Origin of the sequence: Bradyrhizobium sp. Leo170, from assembly GCF_004296405.1 — a bacterium.
In the GTDB taxonomy this organism is placed as follows: Bacteria; Pseudomonadota; Alphaproteobacteria; order Rhizobiales; family Xanthobacteraceae; genus Bradyrhizobium.
The window spans coordinates 1-14,726 of record NZ_PSRR01000219.1 but is presented as its reverse complement, the minus strand read 5'-3'; the positions used below and the strand labels follow the sequence as shown (position 1 = coordinate 14,726).

Sequence of the window (14,726 nt, the reverse complement as noted above, 5' to 3'; positions counted from 1 at the left end):
GAAAAGTGGGTACTAGAATTAGATCAAATCGAAATCCGCCTGCCGACTTCAGGAGAACAAGCCCATGGCGATCAAATTCGGGCGCCCGATCGAACTGCGCGATGCGCCAAAGCGGCGGACCGCCCTCGCCTCCCCGCCGCTGGATTTGACCATACGGCCCCGCCGCAACCGCAAGGCGGAATGGGCCAGGCGGCTGGTGCGCGAAAACGTGCTGACCACGGACGACCTGATCTGGCCCCTGTTCGTCGTTAACGGCCACAATGTCCGCACCCCGGTCGCCTCGATGCCGGGCGTGGATAGACTAAGTGTCGACCAGGCGGTGCGCGACGCCGAGCGCGCGGCCAAGCTCAATATCCCCTGCATCGCGCTGTTTCCCTACACCGAGCCGTCGCTCCGCGACGAGCAGGGCTCGGAGGCACTCAATCCCGACAATCTCGTCTGCCAGTCGGTCCGCGCGATCAAGAAGGAATTCCCCGACATCGGCGTGCTCTGCGACGTCGCGCTCGATCCCTTCACCAGCCATGGCCATGACGGGCTGATTGAAGACGGCAAGATACTCAACGACGAGACGGTCGCGGTGCTGGTGAAGCAGGCGCTGGTGCAGGCCGAGGCCGGCTGCGATATCATCGCGCCGTCTGATATGATGGACGGGCGCGTCGGCGCGATCCGCGAGGCGCTCGACGCCGAGGGTTTTGGCGACGTCCAGATCATGGCTTATGCGGCGAAATACGCCTCCGCCTTCTACGGACCGTTCCGCGACGCCATCGGCTCGGCCAAGACGCTGACCGGTGACAAGCGCACCTACCAGATGGACAGCGCCAATTCGGACGAGGCCCTGCGCGAGGTCGAGCTCGATATCGCTGAAGGCGCCGATATGGTGATGGTGAAGCCCGGCATGCCCTATCTCGACATCGTGCGCCGGGTGAAGGACACGTTTGCGATGCCGACCTTCGTCTACCAAGTATCAGGCGAATACGCGATGATCGCGGGCGCCGCGCGCAATGGCTGGATCGACGGCGAGCGCGCGATGATGGAGAGCCTGGTCGGCTTCAAGCGCGCCGGCGCCGACGGCATCCTGACGTATTTTGCACCGCAAGCCGCGGAAAAGCTGAGGGAGCGCGAATAGCGAATGGCGAGTAGCGAATGGAGGATTTCCCTATTCGCCACTCCCTACTCGCCATAGCCTCCGAATCGCCGATAATTTGCGCTTGCTGGGGTTCCGGACCTTGGCACCCGGGCAGCCCGTTCCCATGTCCTGCCCGGGATAGTCCCAGTCGGAGGGAGATTATGTCTTACGGCGGTTCGGGTAACTACGGTGCCTGGCGTAACGACGGCGGCGTGCCGCCGCATGCGTTCGATCCGCGATTGGAGCCGGAACTGTTCCGCGGCGTGCTGACCCGGCGGGTATTTGCCTTCCTCATCGACCTGGTTGTGCTTTCGGTCCCCGTCATCCTTGGGTATCTTTTCATTGCCGTCTTCGGCCTGATCACCCTTGGCCTCGGTTGGGCGCTGTTCTGGCTGGCGTGGCCGGCCACGATCGTCTGGGCGGTCGTCTATTACGGCGCGTCGATCGGCGGTGCCTCTTCGGCAACCGTCGGCATGCGGGTGATGGATCTGGAGTTGCGCACCTGGTACGGGGCACCAGGCTATTTCGTGCTCGGCGCCATGCATGCGGTGCTGTTCTGGTTGTCGGTCTCGTTCCTCTCGCCGCTTGTGCTGCTATTCGGCCTCTTCAACAGCCGGCGGCGTTTGCTGCACGACATCGTGCTCGGAACCGTTATCATCAACAGCTCGGCCCGCGCTCACGCGGCATCCGCAGCGCACACTTATTGAGCCAGCCAATTGAGCCCAGCAAGGTGATTGACCGCTAGCCTCCGGGGCGCGATGCTGGGGGGCTGTTTCGGAGGCCTGACGACCCGTCGTGACCCAGCATTCGCGTGATACTCCGCAGTTTTACCTGACGGCGCCGTCGCCCTGCCCCTATTTGCCAGGTCGCCATGAGCGCAAGGTGTTCACGCATCTGGTCGGCGACAAAGCGGGCGATCTCAACGATCTGCTCACCCATGGCGGGTTCCGTCGCAGCCAGTCCATCGCCTACCGGCCGGCCTGCGACCAGTGCCGCGCCTGCGTTTCGGTGCGCGTGATCGCCAACGAGTTCCGGCCCTCGCGCAGCTTCCGCAAGGTCATGGCCCGCAATGCCGACTTGGTCGGCGAGCAGCGCTCCGCAGTGCCGACCTCCGAACAATATTCCGTGTTCCGCGCCTATCTCGACCGGCGCCACCGCCACGGCGGCATGGCTGACATGACCGTGCTCGACTACGCGATGATGGTTGAGGACAGCCATGTCGAGACCCGGATCATCGAGTATCGCAAGCGCGGCATCGACAGCGGCATCACCGGTCGCGGCGAGGAACTGATCGCGGTGGCGCTGACGGATGTGCTGAGCGACGGCCTGTCGATGGTCTATTCCTTCTTCGAGCCCTCGTTCGAGAACCGCTCGCTCGGCACCTTCATGATCCTGGATCACATCGCCCGCGCGCGCCGGCTCGGACTGCCCTACGTCTATCTCGGTTATTGGATCGAGGGCTCCAAGAAGATGGACTACAAGGCGCGCTTCCTGCCGCAGCAGCGCCTCGCGCCGAGCGGCTGGCTCCGGGTCGACGCGGCCGGCGACATGGCGTCAGAGCCGCAGGATTGACCGGCGCTCAGCCGAAGAAGGTATCGAACAGCAGCTTCACGTTCAGGATGACGATAACGCTCGCCACCAGCCAGGCGACCGCAGCAACCGGCATCGATATCGCGAACTTACCCATCTTGCGCCGGTCGGACACGAACCGCACCAGCGGAATGACCGCAAACGGAAGCTGCATCGAGAGGATAACCTGGCTGAACACCAGGAGCTCGGCGGTGCCGCGCTCGCCATAAAGCGCGGTGACGGCCACGACCGGCACGATCGCGATACCCCGCGTCAGCAGCCGCCGCGCCCAGCTCGGCAGCCGCAGGCTGAGGAAGCCTTCCATCACGATCTGGCCAGCGAGCGTCGCCGTCACCGTCGAGTTGAGGCCGGAGGCGAGCAGCGCCACCGCGAACAGCGTCGAGGCGATGCTGAGGCCAAGCAGCGGGGACAGCAGCTCGAAGGCCTGGCCGATCTCGGCGACATCGGAATGGCCGCTCCGGTGGAAGGTCGCGGCCGCGACCACCAGGATCGCGGCATTGATGAACAGCGCCAGCATCAGCGCGATCGTGGAGTCGGTCGTCGCCCATTTGATCGCGTCCCGCCGCCCCTCTTCGCTGCGCTCATAGGCGCGGGTCTGCACGATCGACGAATGCAGATACAGATTATGCGGCATCACGGTCGCGCCGATGATGCCGATCGCGATGTAGAGCATCTCGGGATTGGTGAAGATCTCGCTCGACGGCGCAAAGCCGCGCAGCATCGCGGCCACCGGCGGCGCCGCGGCGGAGACCTGGATCGCGAAGCAGGTCGCGATCACGATCAGAAGCGCGATCACGAAGGCTTCCAGGAAGCGGAAGCCGCGGTTCATCAGGAGCAGCAGCAGAAAGGCGTCGAGCGCGGCGATCAGCGCGCCGCCGATCAGGGGCATGCCGAACAGGAGCTTCAGCGCGATCGCGGTACCGATCACCTCCGCTAGGTCGCAGGCGATGATCGCGGCTTCGCAGGCGATCCACAGCAGGAAGTTCACCGGGCGCGAATAGGTCGCCCGGCAGGCCTGCGCCAGGTCGCGGTCAGTGACGATGCCGAGCCGGGCCGCGAGCGCCTGCAGCAGGATCGCCATCAGGTTGGACAGCAGGATGACCGAAAGCAGCGTGTAGCCGAACTTCGAGCCACCCGCGAGGTCGGTCGCCCAATTGCCGGGATCCATATAGCCGACCGACACGAGATAGCCCGGTCCGGCAAAGGCAAGCAGCCGGCGCCACCACCGGCCCGCCGTCGGAATCTCGACCGTCGAGTTCACCTCGGGGAGGCTTCGGGTATCCGGCGCATCGGCGCGCCATCCGGTTGAGGTCGGCAGCACCTGCGTTACGGTGTCGGGGATCAGTCGGGGCGATCGGGCATCCATGATGCCACAATGCCGGAAAACATTTTTTGTTGCAACTCATTTGCAACTGCATCTGGGAAGTCGATGAGGCCACATCCGCCGGTCGCCGCAGCCGCAGCCTCGGGCGAGTGCTTGCTGCGTTGCGGTAAAGTCACACTACCGCGCGAACCTGCTCATGTAATGCGACCGTCACACTGCGACATAAAGTCTCGCGCTAGGGCTCGCCGGGTGGGTATGGGGCGTGCAGTTCACAGTGGAGGCCAGCAATGGCGACAATGAGAACCTTGATCCTCGGCACCGCCGCGGGGCTGATGGCAGCCAGCGGTGCGCATGCGGCCGATCTTCCGATCAAGGCGAAGCCCGTCGAATATGTGAAGATCTGCTCGGCTTACGGCCCAGGCTTCTTCTTCATCCCCGGTACCGACACCTGCATGAAGATCGGTGGCTATCTCCGGGTCGACACCACATTCAATGGCGGTGTGCAGGGCTCGCCGGCCTGGAACGGCGACGCAGGACAACATAACCGCTACTTCGACTACTTCGCCGCCCGCTCCCGTATGCTGTTGTCAATCGACACCCGCACCGCCACCGACTATGGCGTAGTCCGTACCTTCGGGCAGGGCCGGTTTCAGTTCTCTACGCTCGGCAACAACACCTTCAACCCGAATTCGATCAACGGCTCGCTGCCGGTCGCAAACTCGCAGCTGCTCGACACTCCCGGCGGCGGCGTTACTACCATCCAGTTCCTCTTTATCCAGTTCGCAGGCTTCACCTTCGGTCAGTCGGCGTCTGCCTACTCCTCGCCTTGGCAGGGTTTCCCCGGCAACATCACGGACTTCCTGCTCGGCGGCCAGAACAATGATACCGGCGTCAACAATATCCAATACACTGCGGATTTCGGCAACGGAGTGACCGGCACCATCGGCCTCGACGATCCAACGGTATGGGACCGCACCGCGGTTTACAACCTGTCGCTGCCGCTGAACGCCACGCTGAACACGGGCAACGCTTACGCCGGCGTCCAAGCGCCCGAGGTGGTCGGCAACATCCGCGTCGACCAGGCTTGGGGTCTGTTCCAGATTTCCGCCGCGGCGCATGAGGTCAACGCCTCCTACAATGTCCTGAACGCCCTTGGAGCGCCAGCGGGCGCCGTCGGCCTGCCAGGCGCGGCGCCGACCGGAGCATCCGAGCTTTCCGGACATCCCGACACCTCATGGGGCGGCGCGGTGATGGCGGCGTTGCAGATCAAGAACATCCCGACCGGTCCCGGCGACGACATCAAGATGGACGTGAGCTATTCCAAGGGAGCGACGAAGTACGTTATCTCGTCGGCTTCAACCTCGCCGAGCTTTGCCATGTTCGGCAGCTCCAGCACTTTTGGCGCTTATCAGAGCATCGGATTCGGTGCGACGACCGACGCCGTCTATCTGCCGGTCGCAGCCGGCGGCGACGGCTCGCTGCATCTGACGGAGGCCTTTGGCGTTCGCGGTGCATTCAACCACAACTGGGACCCATATTGGTCGTCGAGCCTCTTCGGCTCGTATGTGGGCGTCCGCTATGACGGCGCGGCCAAGGCCTTCATTTGCGCGAACTACACCACGCCCGGCAAAGCCGTCAGTGCGGACTACGTCTGCAACCCCGACTTCAACTTGTCGCAGCTTGGTCTCATCACCCGCTGGACCCCGGTCAAGAACCTGACCTTCTCCGCCGAATTCATGTGGTTCCACCTTGACCAGAAATTCCAGGGCTCCGCGGTCCTTGGAGCTTCGGCCCCCAAGCCTACCGCGCGCTACGAGTTCAGCGATCAGGACACGTTCCAACTGCAGCTTCGCGCCCAGCGCAACTTCTGACGGGCTTGCATCGAAGCTTAGCCTGCTGATCGTGGCGGCCAATGGTGAACTGATACCGGCCGTCGCGTCGCCTGCCGTGAACAACGCTTTCCGACCACCGCCTTCATCTCACGCATCGGCGCATTACCCCGAGTGGCGCTTCGCATTTTTGGCGGGCGTCGAGGGTGAGACCGCTGATCGGACCTCCATAACGCCAGAATGCCGGAATCGGCCTTGTTGTTGCGATTCATTCGCAACTACGCCGAGGCCGAAATGCGACCCTCGCATCTTGTAAAGCACTCAGGAAGTGCTTTACTGTTTGACATGATCAAATTGCTCCCGGAAACACCGACGGCGACCCTGCGCTATGCGCTCGCACCCGATGAAGCGGGCATCGCTGCGATCGAGGCGACGTTCGCCGCCTATGACCGGATGATGGCGATTCTCGCCGAGGTTGCCCCTGTCGGCGCCAATCTGGTCGCTCTTCATGCCCAGGCCTACGAAAGGATCCGGAAGGAGACCGATCTACCGGCGCGCCTCGTCACGCTCGGCTTGCGCGACCGCGCCAACTACGTGCCGGGCGCGACCGTGCGTCGCATTCCGCTCGACGAGAAGTTGTTCTCGATCAAGGGACCAACTTCACTCACCGTTAGCACTGTCAAAGGACGCGTCTTGGTCCCATTCGAAGTGCCGGGATATCTTGCCGGCTGGGAAAGCCCCTTCCCGGCTCACTTGGTCTCGGACGGCAGGACTTACGAAATCCACATCGCCGTCAAATCGAAATCAACACCACCGGAGGAGAAGACGATGGTTCACGAAGGTATCCTTGCACGCATGGGACGGTTGCTGGCGGCCATCGCCAGCCAGACGCTCGACAACGCGGAAAACAGCAACAAGGTCGCCCTCGTGAAACAGGCGATCCGCGAGATCGACGCCGGCGCTGACGAGGCGCGCCATGCGCTCGGCAAATCGCGCGCCGAAGAATTCCGCCTCAAGCAGCGGCGCGAAGAACTCGACGCCGAAGTCGCAAGCCTGAACGAAAAAGTGCGTCTGGCGCTCACCGAGGGTCGCGAAGATCTCGCGCGCGCCGGCGTTGCACGACAAATTGATCTTGAGTCCCAGGGCATTGCACTCGAACGCGCGATGGATTTCGTCGAGCTCGAAATCGACGAACAGACCAAGGCGTTACAGGCGATGCTTGCGGCACGACGCGAAGCCGAAGCCCGGCTTGCCGATCTCGAGAAAAGTCTCGCGCAGCAAGCGGTGCATGAAACCGGACGGGCTTCAGCCGCGACCAAAACTGTGAGTCCCGATCGGGCCATGGCGGCGATCGCGCGGGTGACGGGTGTGCCTGCCTCCAGCGTCTTCGCCGACAAAGAACTCGACGAGCTTGACAGACTGCACCGCGAGAAGGAAATCGCGGCGCGGCTTGAAAGGATCAAGTCGCAACAATGAGTGCAATTGGCGACATTCTGCTCGCCTCCGACGTACGGCCCTTCGCGGTCGCGGCAGCAATCATGGTGGCCTTGGGCGGTATTGAGCTGCTCACTACCATGATCGGATTTTCAATCAGCGAATTCCTCGGCAAGGATTTTTCCATCGATGCCGACAACAACGGCCTCAACGGGCTGTTTCTCTGGATCAATGCAGGCCGACTGCCTCTCCTGATCCTGATCATCCTGGCGCTCGGCATCTTCGCTATCGGAGGATTTTTGATCCAGGGCCTCGCTCACAGCGTGGGCACCGCCCTGCCGGTTTCGATCGCTGCACTAGCGGCCGCGGCCGCCAGCGTTCCTCTGATCAGAACCACAAGTCGCGGTCTCGCCCGCATCATCCCGCGGGACGAGACCTATGCGGTGAGCGATAGCGACTTTGTCGGCAAGGTCGCCACCGTGACCGTCGGTCCTTTGGATCAAGGACTTCCCGGTCGCGTCCGTCTCAAGGATGTCTTCGGCAATTGGCATACCGTGTCGGCGCGTGCCGCGAGCGATTCCGAGGCGTTGCCGGTCGGCGCCGCTGTCTTGCTGGTCGACCGTGACGCCAAGAGCTTTATCGCAATTGCCGCACCCGCCGACTTGATTGAACAACAAGCATCATCCAGCAAAGCATAATACAGGGCATAATCATGTGGGAACTTGCTGTACCCGTCGTCATTGGCGTCCTCGCCATCCTCGTCATCGGGTTGATGTTCGCCAAACTCTACAAACGGTCGACGCGGGATGAAGCGTATGTGCGGACCGGGCTCGGCGGCCAGAAGGTCGTGCTCGACGGCGGCTCGGTCGTTCTCCCGATCTTCCACTCGACGGCGGCGGTCAACCTGAAGACGCTCCGGCTCGAAGTCGTGCGCGGCGGCCCGGATTCCCTGATCACCAAGGACCGCATGCGCGTCGATATCGGTGCGGAGTTCTATCTGCGCGTCAAACCCGACACTTCTTCGATCGCGCTCGCGGCGCAGACGCTGGGCAGCCGCACCAACAACGCCGTCGAACTGCGCGAATTGATCGAGGCCAAATTCGTCGACGGCCTCCGCTCGGTCGCTGCGACCATGAATCTCGAAGAGCTGCAGGAGCAGCGAGCGAAATTCGTCAAGTCGGTGCAGGATGCGGTCGGCGCCGATATCGAGAACAACGGCCTCGAGCTTGAATCGGTGTCGCTGACAAGGCTCGACCAGAGTGACATCAAGCATTTCAACCCGAGCAACTTCTTCGATGCCCACGGTCTCACCACGCTGACCAACATCACCAAGCAGCGTGAGCAGGAACGCAACCAGATCATCCGCAATACAGAAGTGAATATCGCCCAGCAGGATCTGGTCGCGCGCCAGACCACGCTGACGATCGAGCTGACCAAGCGCGAGGCGGAGTTGGCCCAGCAGCGCGACATCGCCAACAAGACTGCCTCGATGCGCGCGGAGACGGCGCAAGCCGAGCAGACTGCCCTGCAGAAGGAAGCCGAATACCGCATCCAGCAGGAACTCGCGGTCGCCAACAAGCAGACCGAGGCCAACCAGGCCCGCGACACCCGGAAGATCGAAGCCGATCTCGCGGTCAAGCGGCGCACCACCGAAGCTGATCGTGAACTCGAGATCGTCGCGCAAGAAGCGGCGATCCTGGTCGCCGACAAGAGCAAGGACCAGTCGGAAGCGCAAACCATTGCCGAAACTGCGCGCGCGCTTGCGATCGCCGCGGAGGAAAAGGTCACGACCGCCCGAGCCACCGAAATCGCCGAACGCGACCGCATCATCAATGTGATCGCGGCGCGCAAGGTGGCCGAGACCGAGGCGATGCCGATCACGGTCATGGCACAAGCCGAACGGCAGGCCGCCGACAACAAGGCGGAAGCCACCAACGTGCTCGCCCAGGCCGATGCCAATGCCGCCACCACCCGTGCCGCCGGCGTCAGGGCGCTCGGCCAGGCCGAAGCGGAAGTCGCGACCTTGAAGACCGAAGCGCGCAACAGATTGAGCGCGGCGATCATCGAGTACGACCTCAATCTCGCGCGCATCAACGTCATCCCGAACGCGCTTGCGGAGGCCGTCAAGCCGGTCGAGAAGATCTCCGACATCCGGATCTTCGACACCGGCGGCATGCTCGGCCGCGGCGGCAATGGCCATTTGAATGGCAATGGCGGGATAGGATTGGGCGACGGCCTCGCCGCGCAGTTGCTGTCGGTCTCCGCCTTCAAGCCGATGATCGACAAGATCCTGAGCGAGGCCGGTTTCCCGACGGAACCGGATGCGCTGACCAGCCTCACCAGCGCGTTGGCACAGCGGAAGGCGGACGTGGGCGCCGCCGAGGAAGTGCCAGCGGCAACCAACGGCGCGGCGATCGCGGCGCCAGCCGCGGCGTTGAGCAAGCCGGCGGCGGAAACGAGGGCATAGTCCCGAACCATCCATCGCATCCAATGGCCCGCCGTGTTCCCCCCACGGCGGGCCTCCTGCTTGTCGGGAAACGGGTGGGATCGGAGAAGCTCAAACCACACACTTTGGCGGACTCAAAACTTCGACGGAAGTCTGCCATGTCCGCCCTCAAGACCCCTCACCTGCCGCCGACCTTCGGCCGTCTGGCCTGGTCGAACCTCGCCGCACAGTCGGCTGAGCAGATCGCGCTGGCCGCTGCTCCCATCGTAGCGGTGCTCCTGCTCGGCGTCGGCGAGGGCCAGACCGGCCTGCTGCAGACCGCACTGACGCTGCCCTTCATCCTGTTTGCGATCCCCGCAGGCCTGCTCGCCGACCGCTTCTCGCGGCGCGTCCTGATGGCGGGTTCCGAGGCGTTGCGTGCGGCGGCACTTGCCGCAACACTGCTCCTGATCTTGCTCGGCCTGTTGACGCTGCCGCTGCTTTCGGTGCTCGGCTTCATCGCCGTGTGCGGGACGGTTGCCTACAGCGTGGCCGCGCCTGCGCTGGTCCCGTCGCTGGTGACGCCGGATCAGTTGCCGACGGCGAATGCGCGGATCGAACTGGCCCGCACTGTCGCTTTCGCCAGCGGGCCTGCGCTCGGCGGCGTGCTGGTCGGATGGGTCGGTGCCGCGCCCGCCTTCGGATTTGCCGCCGCGCTTTCGGTGATCGCCGTGGTGCTGCTGGCCGGTATCCACGAGCCGGCCCGCGCGCCGGCGCCGCGTCGACATCCGCTGCTGGAGATCAAGGAAGGCGCCGTGTTCGTGTTCCGTCATGAGCTGCTGCGGCCGGTCTTCATCACCCAGTTCATCTTCAACACTGCCTCCTTCCTGTTGCTCGCGGTGTTCGTGCCCTATGCCGTCAGGCATCTCGGCCTCTCCGCAATCGGCGTCGGCACCACGCTCGCGATGTACGGCGTCGGCATGGTGGTCGGCGCGCTTGCGGCGACGCGGGTGATGCGGCGCCTTGCGTTCGGCACGGTGATCGGGCTCGGCCCGGTGACGGGCTTCATCGCCTCCACCATCATGGCGCTGACGACGATCGTCCCTACGCCGCTGCTTGCGGGCCTGAGCTTCTTCCTGCTCGGTGTCGGCCCGATCCTGTGGGTGATCTCGACGACAACGCTCCGGCAATCGGTGACGCCGCCTTCGCTGCTCGGCCGTGTCTCCGCCATCAACATCATAAGCTACGGCGCGCGCCCGCTCGGCTCCGCACTGGGCGCGATCGTCGGCGGGCTTTTCGGCGCGGAGACCTGCCTCTACCTTGCCGCGGCAATCTTCGGCGGACAGGCGCTGGTGATCCTGCTGTCGCCCGCGGTCTCGCTCGTCAGGCAGCCCGACATGGTCAGCGAACCGGCGGCGTGTTGATGAGAGAAGGACTCAACTGACCTCATCCACGATTAGAGAATGTTTTACGTCATGACCGGATGTCCGGCCATGACGGCAAAATTAGTGGCTGGTCTTTCCCGCTTTGTATGATACATGTCATTCAATATCCGAGCGGGAACACCATGACTGACCAGACTGCAACCCTTGATGCTGCCGCCGCATCTCGCCCCCGATCCTCCTCCGGCGTGCTGCAGATCGCGGTTCTGGCCGCGCTTGCGGCGACCGGCACGCTGGCCACCAACATCCTGCTGCCGTCGCTGCCGCAGATGGCGGCCTCGCTGAACGTGACGACCGCGGCCGTCACGTCGGCCATCACGATCTTTCTCGCCATGTTCGCGCTCGGCCAGCTCGTGGTCGGTCCGATCTCGGATCGCTTCGGCCGTCGCTGGCCGGTCCTGATCGGTTTCGCGGTATTCTTTGCCGGCAGCGTCTGGTGCAGCCTTGCAGAAGACCTCCCGAACCTCTTAATCGGCCGCGTCGTCCAGGCCGCCGGCGCCTGCGCAACGTCGGTGCTGTCGCGCGCCATTGCCCGCGACCTGTTCACCGGCGCCGCCTTGGCGCGCGCGATGGCGCTGATCATGATCGCGATGGCGGCGGCGCCGGGTTTCTCGCCGCTGCTCGGCGGCGCGCTCGATCACTATTTCGGCTGGCGCTCGGAATTCGTGCTCGTCGCGGCGTTTGCGGCGCTTGGCGCGCTCGCTTATGGCGCCACACTCGGAGAGACCCACCACTCGACGCGGATTGCGCTCAACCCCTTCGCCATCACGCGCACCTATCTCGGTCTGATCGCAGATCGCCGCTTCGTTGTGCCAACGGCAACCGTCAGCCTGATTATGGGAGGTCTGTTTGCGATGTTCTCGGCCGCGCCCCGGATCTTGATCGAGGCGCTGCATTTCTCACCGATCGAGCTCGGCCTGTTCTTCGCCGGCACCGTGCTGATTGTATTCGCCTCCGGCTGGCTCGCGACAAGGCTTGCGCCGCGCTTTGGCCTCGACCGCTCGATCAAGGGCGCGCTATTGGCAGCAGCCATCGGCGGGGCTGCCATGCTCTTCGTCTCGCTCTTCACCCCGAGCTTCCTGCCGTTCCTGACTGCGATGAGCGTGTTCCTGCTCGGCATGGGCATCGTCAACCCACTCGGCGTCGCGCAGGCGCTCTCGCCCTTCGGCGAAAAGGCGGGTGCGGCTTCCGCGCTACTCGGCTTCTGGCAGATGATGAGCGCGGCGATCGGGGTATGGCTCGCTGCGACCGTGCCGCACGAGGCGATGTTCGGGCTCGGCGTGGTGCTGACCGCTTTCTCACTGATAGCGGTCGTCCTGTACGCGCTGCGCACAAAGTAGGCCAGCGCGTAGCCCGGGTGGAGCGGAGCGCAACCCGGGACATCTGCGTCCGCGTTTGCGGCCGTCCCCGGGGTACGCTGGCGCTTCACCCGGGCTACAGATAAGGCGGAGCTAGCTCGCGAGGTAGCGCTCGTACTTTCCGGCCACCACCTCGTCCGCTGCAATGTCTGGATCGAGCGTATAGAGATTCTGCGCCCGGCTGATGCCGCGCAAGGCGAAGCGGCCGGTCGAAACCAGATAGTTCCGCCCTGCCCCATCCAGGCCATTCCGGAAGGCCTGCGAAGTCAGCAGCTCCCGGTCGACCGAGCTGCACATCGAAGCGATCCGGCTGACCTCATTGACCGCGGGCCCTACCACGGTGAAATCGAGCCGGTCCTCGCTGCCGATATTGCCATAGAACACCTCGCCCACATGCAAGCCGACATAGGCTGAGGTGGTCGGCCGTCCCTCGCCGGCACGGCGGGCGTTGAGCGCATTCAAATTGCGGCGGAAGCGGTGCTCGGCGCGGAGCGCGGCGCGCTTGGCGATCGCCATGTTCTCCTGCGTGAACATTGCCAGCACGCCGTCGCCGATCAGCTTCAGCACCTCGCCGCCGGCATCGTGGATCGCGTCGATGGAAGCCTGGGCATAATCGTTGAGGAACGGGATGATCTCGTCCGGCCCGATGCGCTCGCTGATCGCGGTCGAGCCGCGAACGTCCGAATACCACAACACTGCCTTGATGCGCTCGGTGACGCCGCGCGAGATGCGGCCGCGCATCACCTGCTCGGCGGTCTCGCGCCCCAGATAGACCCGCCCCAAGGTGCGTGCGATGTCGACCTGCGCTGCTGATTTCACCGCCAACCCAAGGACCGGCACCAAGTCGCGCAGCGCCGCCATGTGATGCTCGCCGAACCCCTCGGACTGGCGGGTGGTCCAGTAGGAGTAGAAGCAGTCCATCTCGCCGATCGTGCCGGCTTCGCCGAACCGGTGCACGAAGGAGATGAAATGCTTGTGGCCCTTTTCCGCGAGTTCGTTGATCATCGAGAAATCGAGCGTGGCGCAATCGGCCAGGTCGATCGCCATCTCGTCCTGCCCGCTTTCCAGCATGTGGTAGAAGGTCGAGCGCCGCCAGGTCTGGCTGGCATCGCCGCTGCTGGTCGAGCCGTATTCGAAAGCATCGCTTTCGTTGGTCTCGCTGTCGTTCCAGCGGAATCCGCGGCCTTCGAAGATCGGGTGCAGCGTGTCGATGAAGACGATGGCGCGCGACAGCGGCATTCCGGCCGCGCGGCAGCGTTCGCAGAAGCCGCGCAGCAGGTCGTTTTCGGGCAGGCCCGTCAGACCCTGTCTGACCAGCCAGTTCATCAGGCGCAGGCGGGGTGTGAGTTCCATACGCGGATTATGCCGGGCAATCATGTCGCGCGAAAGATCGGTCGGCGCTCCTCGGGCGCGACTTGACGACACTTCCGCGGCAGCGGCAAATGCGGGAACAACGAGGCAAGACAGAAACGCGACGGACCGATGAGCGCCCGGCAGCTTCCGATCATTCTGGCGCTCGGCACCACCCAGACGCTCGCCTGGGCCTCGAGCTATTACCTGCCCGCGGTGCTCGCTGATCCCATCGCCAGCGATCTCGGCATCGCGCCCAACTGGATCTTCGCCGCCTTCTCCGCCTCGCTCGTGCTCTCGGCCCTGCTCGGCCCCCGGATCGGCCGCCAGATCGACCTGGTCGGCGGCAGGTCCGTGCTGTCGATCTCCAATCTGACGCTGGCGGCAGGGCTCGTGCTGCTCGGCCTCACGCAGTCCATTCCGCTGCTGCTGCTCGCCTGGCTCTTCCTCGGGGTCGGCATGGGGTACGGCCTCTATGATGCCGCCTTCGGCGCGCTCGGGCGCATCTATGGCGAGGCGGCGCGGCGCCCGATCACGGGCATCACGCTGATGGCGGGCTTTGCCTCCACCGTCGGCTGGCCGCTGAGTGCGTGGGGGCTGGAGACGATCGGTTGGCGCGATACCTGCTTTGCCTGGGCGGCGGCACATCTTCTGATCGGCCTGCCGCTCAACTGGCTGATGTTGCCGCCAATCCCCGGCGCCAAGGCCGCGGCGGCCAATGCGGTGAAGCCGCATATCCCGATCGACCGGCCGATGATCCTGCTGGCGTTTGCGTTCGCGACCGCCTGGACCGTCACCGGCGCGATGGCGGCGCACTTCCCGCGCATCCTGGAAGCGGCCGGCGCGAC

12 protein-coding genes are annotated in these 14,726 nt (G+C 64.2%); 10 read left to right on the top strand and 2 right to left on the bottom strand.

All coding sequences use genetic code 11. The features are described from left to right. The first annotated feature begins 64 nt into the window (after nt 1-64). The 3 genes from hemB to CWO89_RS29130 all read left to right on the top strand — a co-directional run bounded on the left by hemB (nt 65) and on the right by CWO89_RS29130 (nt 2,698). Complete coding sequence (hemB, locus tag CWO89_RS29140) at nt 65-1,126, top strand: porphobilinogen synthase (protein WP_130582040.1); 1,062 nt, start codon at nt 65-67, stop codon at nt 1,124-1,126. 161 nt (nt 1,127-1,287) lie between these two features. After that, on the top strand, nt 1,288-1,833 hold the full coding sequence (locus CWO89_RS29135) for an RDD family protein (RefSeq protein ID WP_130582039.1): 546 nt from the start codon (nt 1,288-1,290) through the stop codon (nt 1,831-1,833). 88 nt (nt 1,834-1,921) lie between these two features. Beyond that, a complete protein-coding gene (locus tag CWO89_RS29130; protein ID WP_130582038.1) occupies nt 1,922-2,698 on the top strand; it encodes an arginyltransferase in 777 nt (258 codons plus the stop codon). 7 nt (nt 2,699-2,705) lie between these two features. Here CWO89_RS29130 and CWO89_RS29125 read toward each other — a convergent pair whose 3' ends face one another. Beyond that, nucleotides 2,706-4,082 carry an Nramp family divalent metal transporter gene (locus tag CWO89_RS29125; protein WP_130582037.1) on the bottom strand — a complete coding sequence of 459 codons (1,377 nt, stop codon included), beginning with the start codon at nt 4,080-4,082 and terminating at the stop codon, nt 2,706-2,708. A 245-nt stretch (nt 4,083-4,327) separates the two neighbouring features. On the opposite strand from CWO89_RS29125, the gene CWO89_RS29120 reads away from it, so the two are divergent. From CWO89_RS29120 to CWO89_RS29095, 6 genes are all read left to right on the top strand, one after another. Next, nucleotides 4,328-5,911 (top strand): porin, encoded by a 1,584-nt coding sequence (locus tag CWO89_RS29120; RefSeq protein ID WP_130582036.1) that lies wholly within the window; start codon nt 4,328-4,330, stop codon nt 5,909-5,911. Between the two features lie 303 nt (nt 5,912-6,214). After that, nucleotides 6,215-7,345: a PspA/IM30 family protein gene (locus CWO89_RS29115; RefSeq protein ID WP_130582041.1), complete on the top strand. Its 1,131-nt coding sequence runs from the start codon at nt 6,215-6,217 to the stop codon at nt 7,343-7,345. Next, nucleotides 7,342-8,001 carry an OB-fold-containig protein gene (locus CWO89_RS29110; protein ID WP_130582035.1) on the top strand — a complete coding sequence of 220 codons (660 nt, stop codon included), beginning with the start codon at nt 7,342-7,344 and terminating at the stop codon, nt 7,999-8,001. The genes CWO89_RS29115 and CWO89_RS29110 overlap by 4 nt, the downstream gene beginning before the upstream one ends. Before the next feature lie 11 nt (nt 8,002-8,012). Beyond that, nucleotides 8,013-9,770, top strand: a complete 1,758-nt coding sequence (locus CWO89_RS29105) for a flotillin family protein (RefSeq protein ID WP_130582034.1) — start codon at nt 8,013-8,015, stop codon at nt 9,768-9,770. Nucleotides 9,771-9,907: 137 nt separating this feature from the next. Continuing rightward, nucleotides 9,908-11,152: an MFS transporter gene (locus CWO89_RS29100; RefSeq protein ID WP_130582033.1), complete on the top strand. Its 1,245-nt coding sequence runs from the start codon at nt 9,908-9,910 to the stop codon at nt 11,150-11,152. Between the two features lie 143 nt (nt 11,153-11,295). Then, nucleotides 11,296-12,510 carry a Bcr/CflA family efflux MFS transporter gene (locus CWO89_RS29095; protein ID WP_130582032.1) on the top strand — a complete coding sequence of 405 codons (1,215 nt, stop codon included), beginning with the start codon at nt 11,296-11,298 and terminating at the stop codon, nt 12,508-12,510. Between the two features lie 111 nt (nt 12,511-12,621). Here the strand turns inward: CWO89_RS29095 and CWO89_RS29090 are convergent, their stop codons facing one another. Further along, complete coding sequence (locus CWO89_RS29090; RefSeq protein WP_130582031.1) at nt 12,622-13,881, bottom strand: adenylate/guanylate cyclase domain-containing protein; 1,260 nt, start codon at nt 13,879-13,881, stop codon at nt 12,622-12,624. A 129-nt stretch (nt 13,882-14,010) separates the two neighbouring features. Between CWO89_RS29090 and CWO89_RS29085 the strand changes: the two genes are divergently transcribed. Beyond that, the coding region (locus CWO89_RS29085) for an MFS transporter (RefSeq protein ID WP_130582030.1) at nt 14,011-14,726 on the top strand (716 nt) is incomplete at its 3' end.

Excerpts from the sequence above, each read along its gene's own strand:
- hemB (WP_130582040.1), top strand. The coding sequence starts at position 65 with ATGGCGATCAAATTCGGGCGCCCGATCGAACTGCGCGATGCGCCAAAG.
- CWO89_RS29135 (WP_130582039.1), top strand. The coding sequence starts at position 1,288 with ATGTCTTACGGCGGTTCGGGTAACTACGGTGCCTGGCGTAACGACGGC.
- CWO89_RS29125 (WP_130582037.1), bottom strand. The coding sequence starts at position 4,082 with ATGGATGCCCGATCGCCCCGACTGATCCCCGACACCGTAACGCAGGTG.
- CWO89_RS29120 (WP_130582036.1), top strand. The coding sequence starts at position 4,328 with ATGGCGACAATGAGAACCTTGATCCTCGGCACCGCCGCGGGGCTGATG.
- CWO89_RS29115 (WP_130582041.1), top strand. The coding sequence starts at position 6,215 with ATGATCAAATTGCTCCCGGAAACACCGACGGCGACCCTGCGCTATGCG.
- CWO89_RS29110 (WP_130582035.1), top strand. The coding sequence starts at position 7,342 with ATGAGTGCAATTGGCGACATTCTGCTCGCCTCCGACGTACGGCCCTTC.
- CWO89_RS29100 (WP_130582033.1), top strand. The coding sequence starts at position 9,908 with ATGTCCGCCCTCAAGACCCCTCACCTGCCGCCGACCTTCGGCCGTCTG.
- CWO89_RS29095 (WP_130582032.1), top strand. The coding sequence starts at position 11,296 with ATGACTGACCAGACTGCAACCCTTGATGCTGCCGCCGCATCTCGCCCC.
- CWO89_RS29090 (WP_130582031.1), bottom strand. The coding sequence starts at position 13,881 with ATGGAACTCACACCCCGCCTGCGCCTGATGAACTGGCTGGTCAGACAG.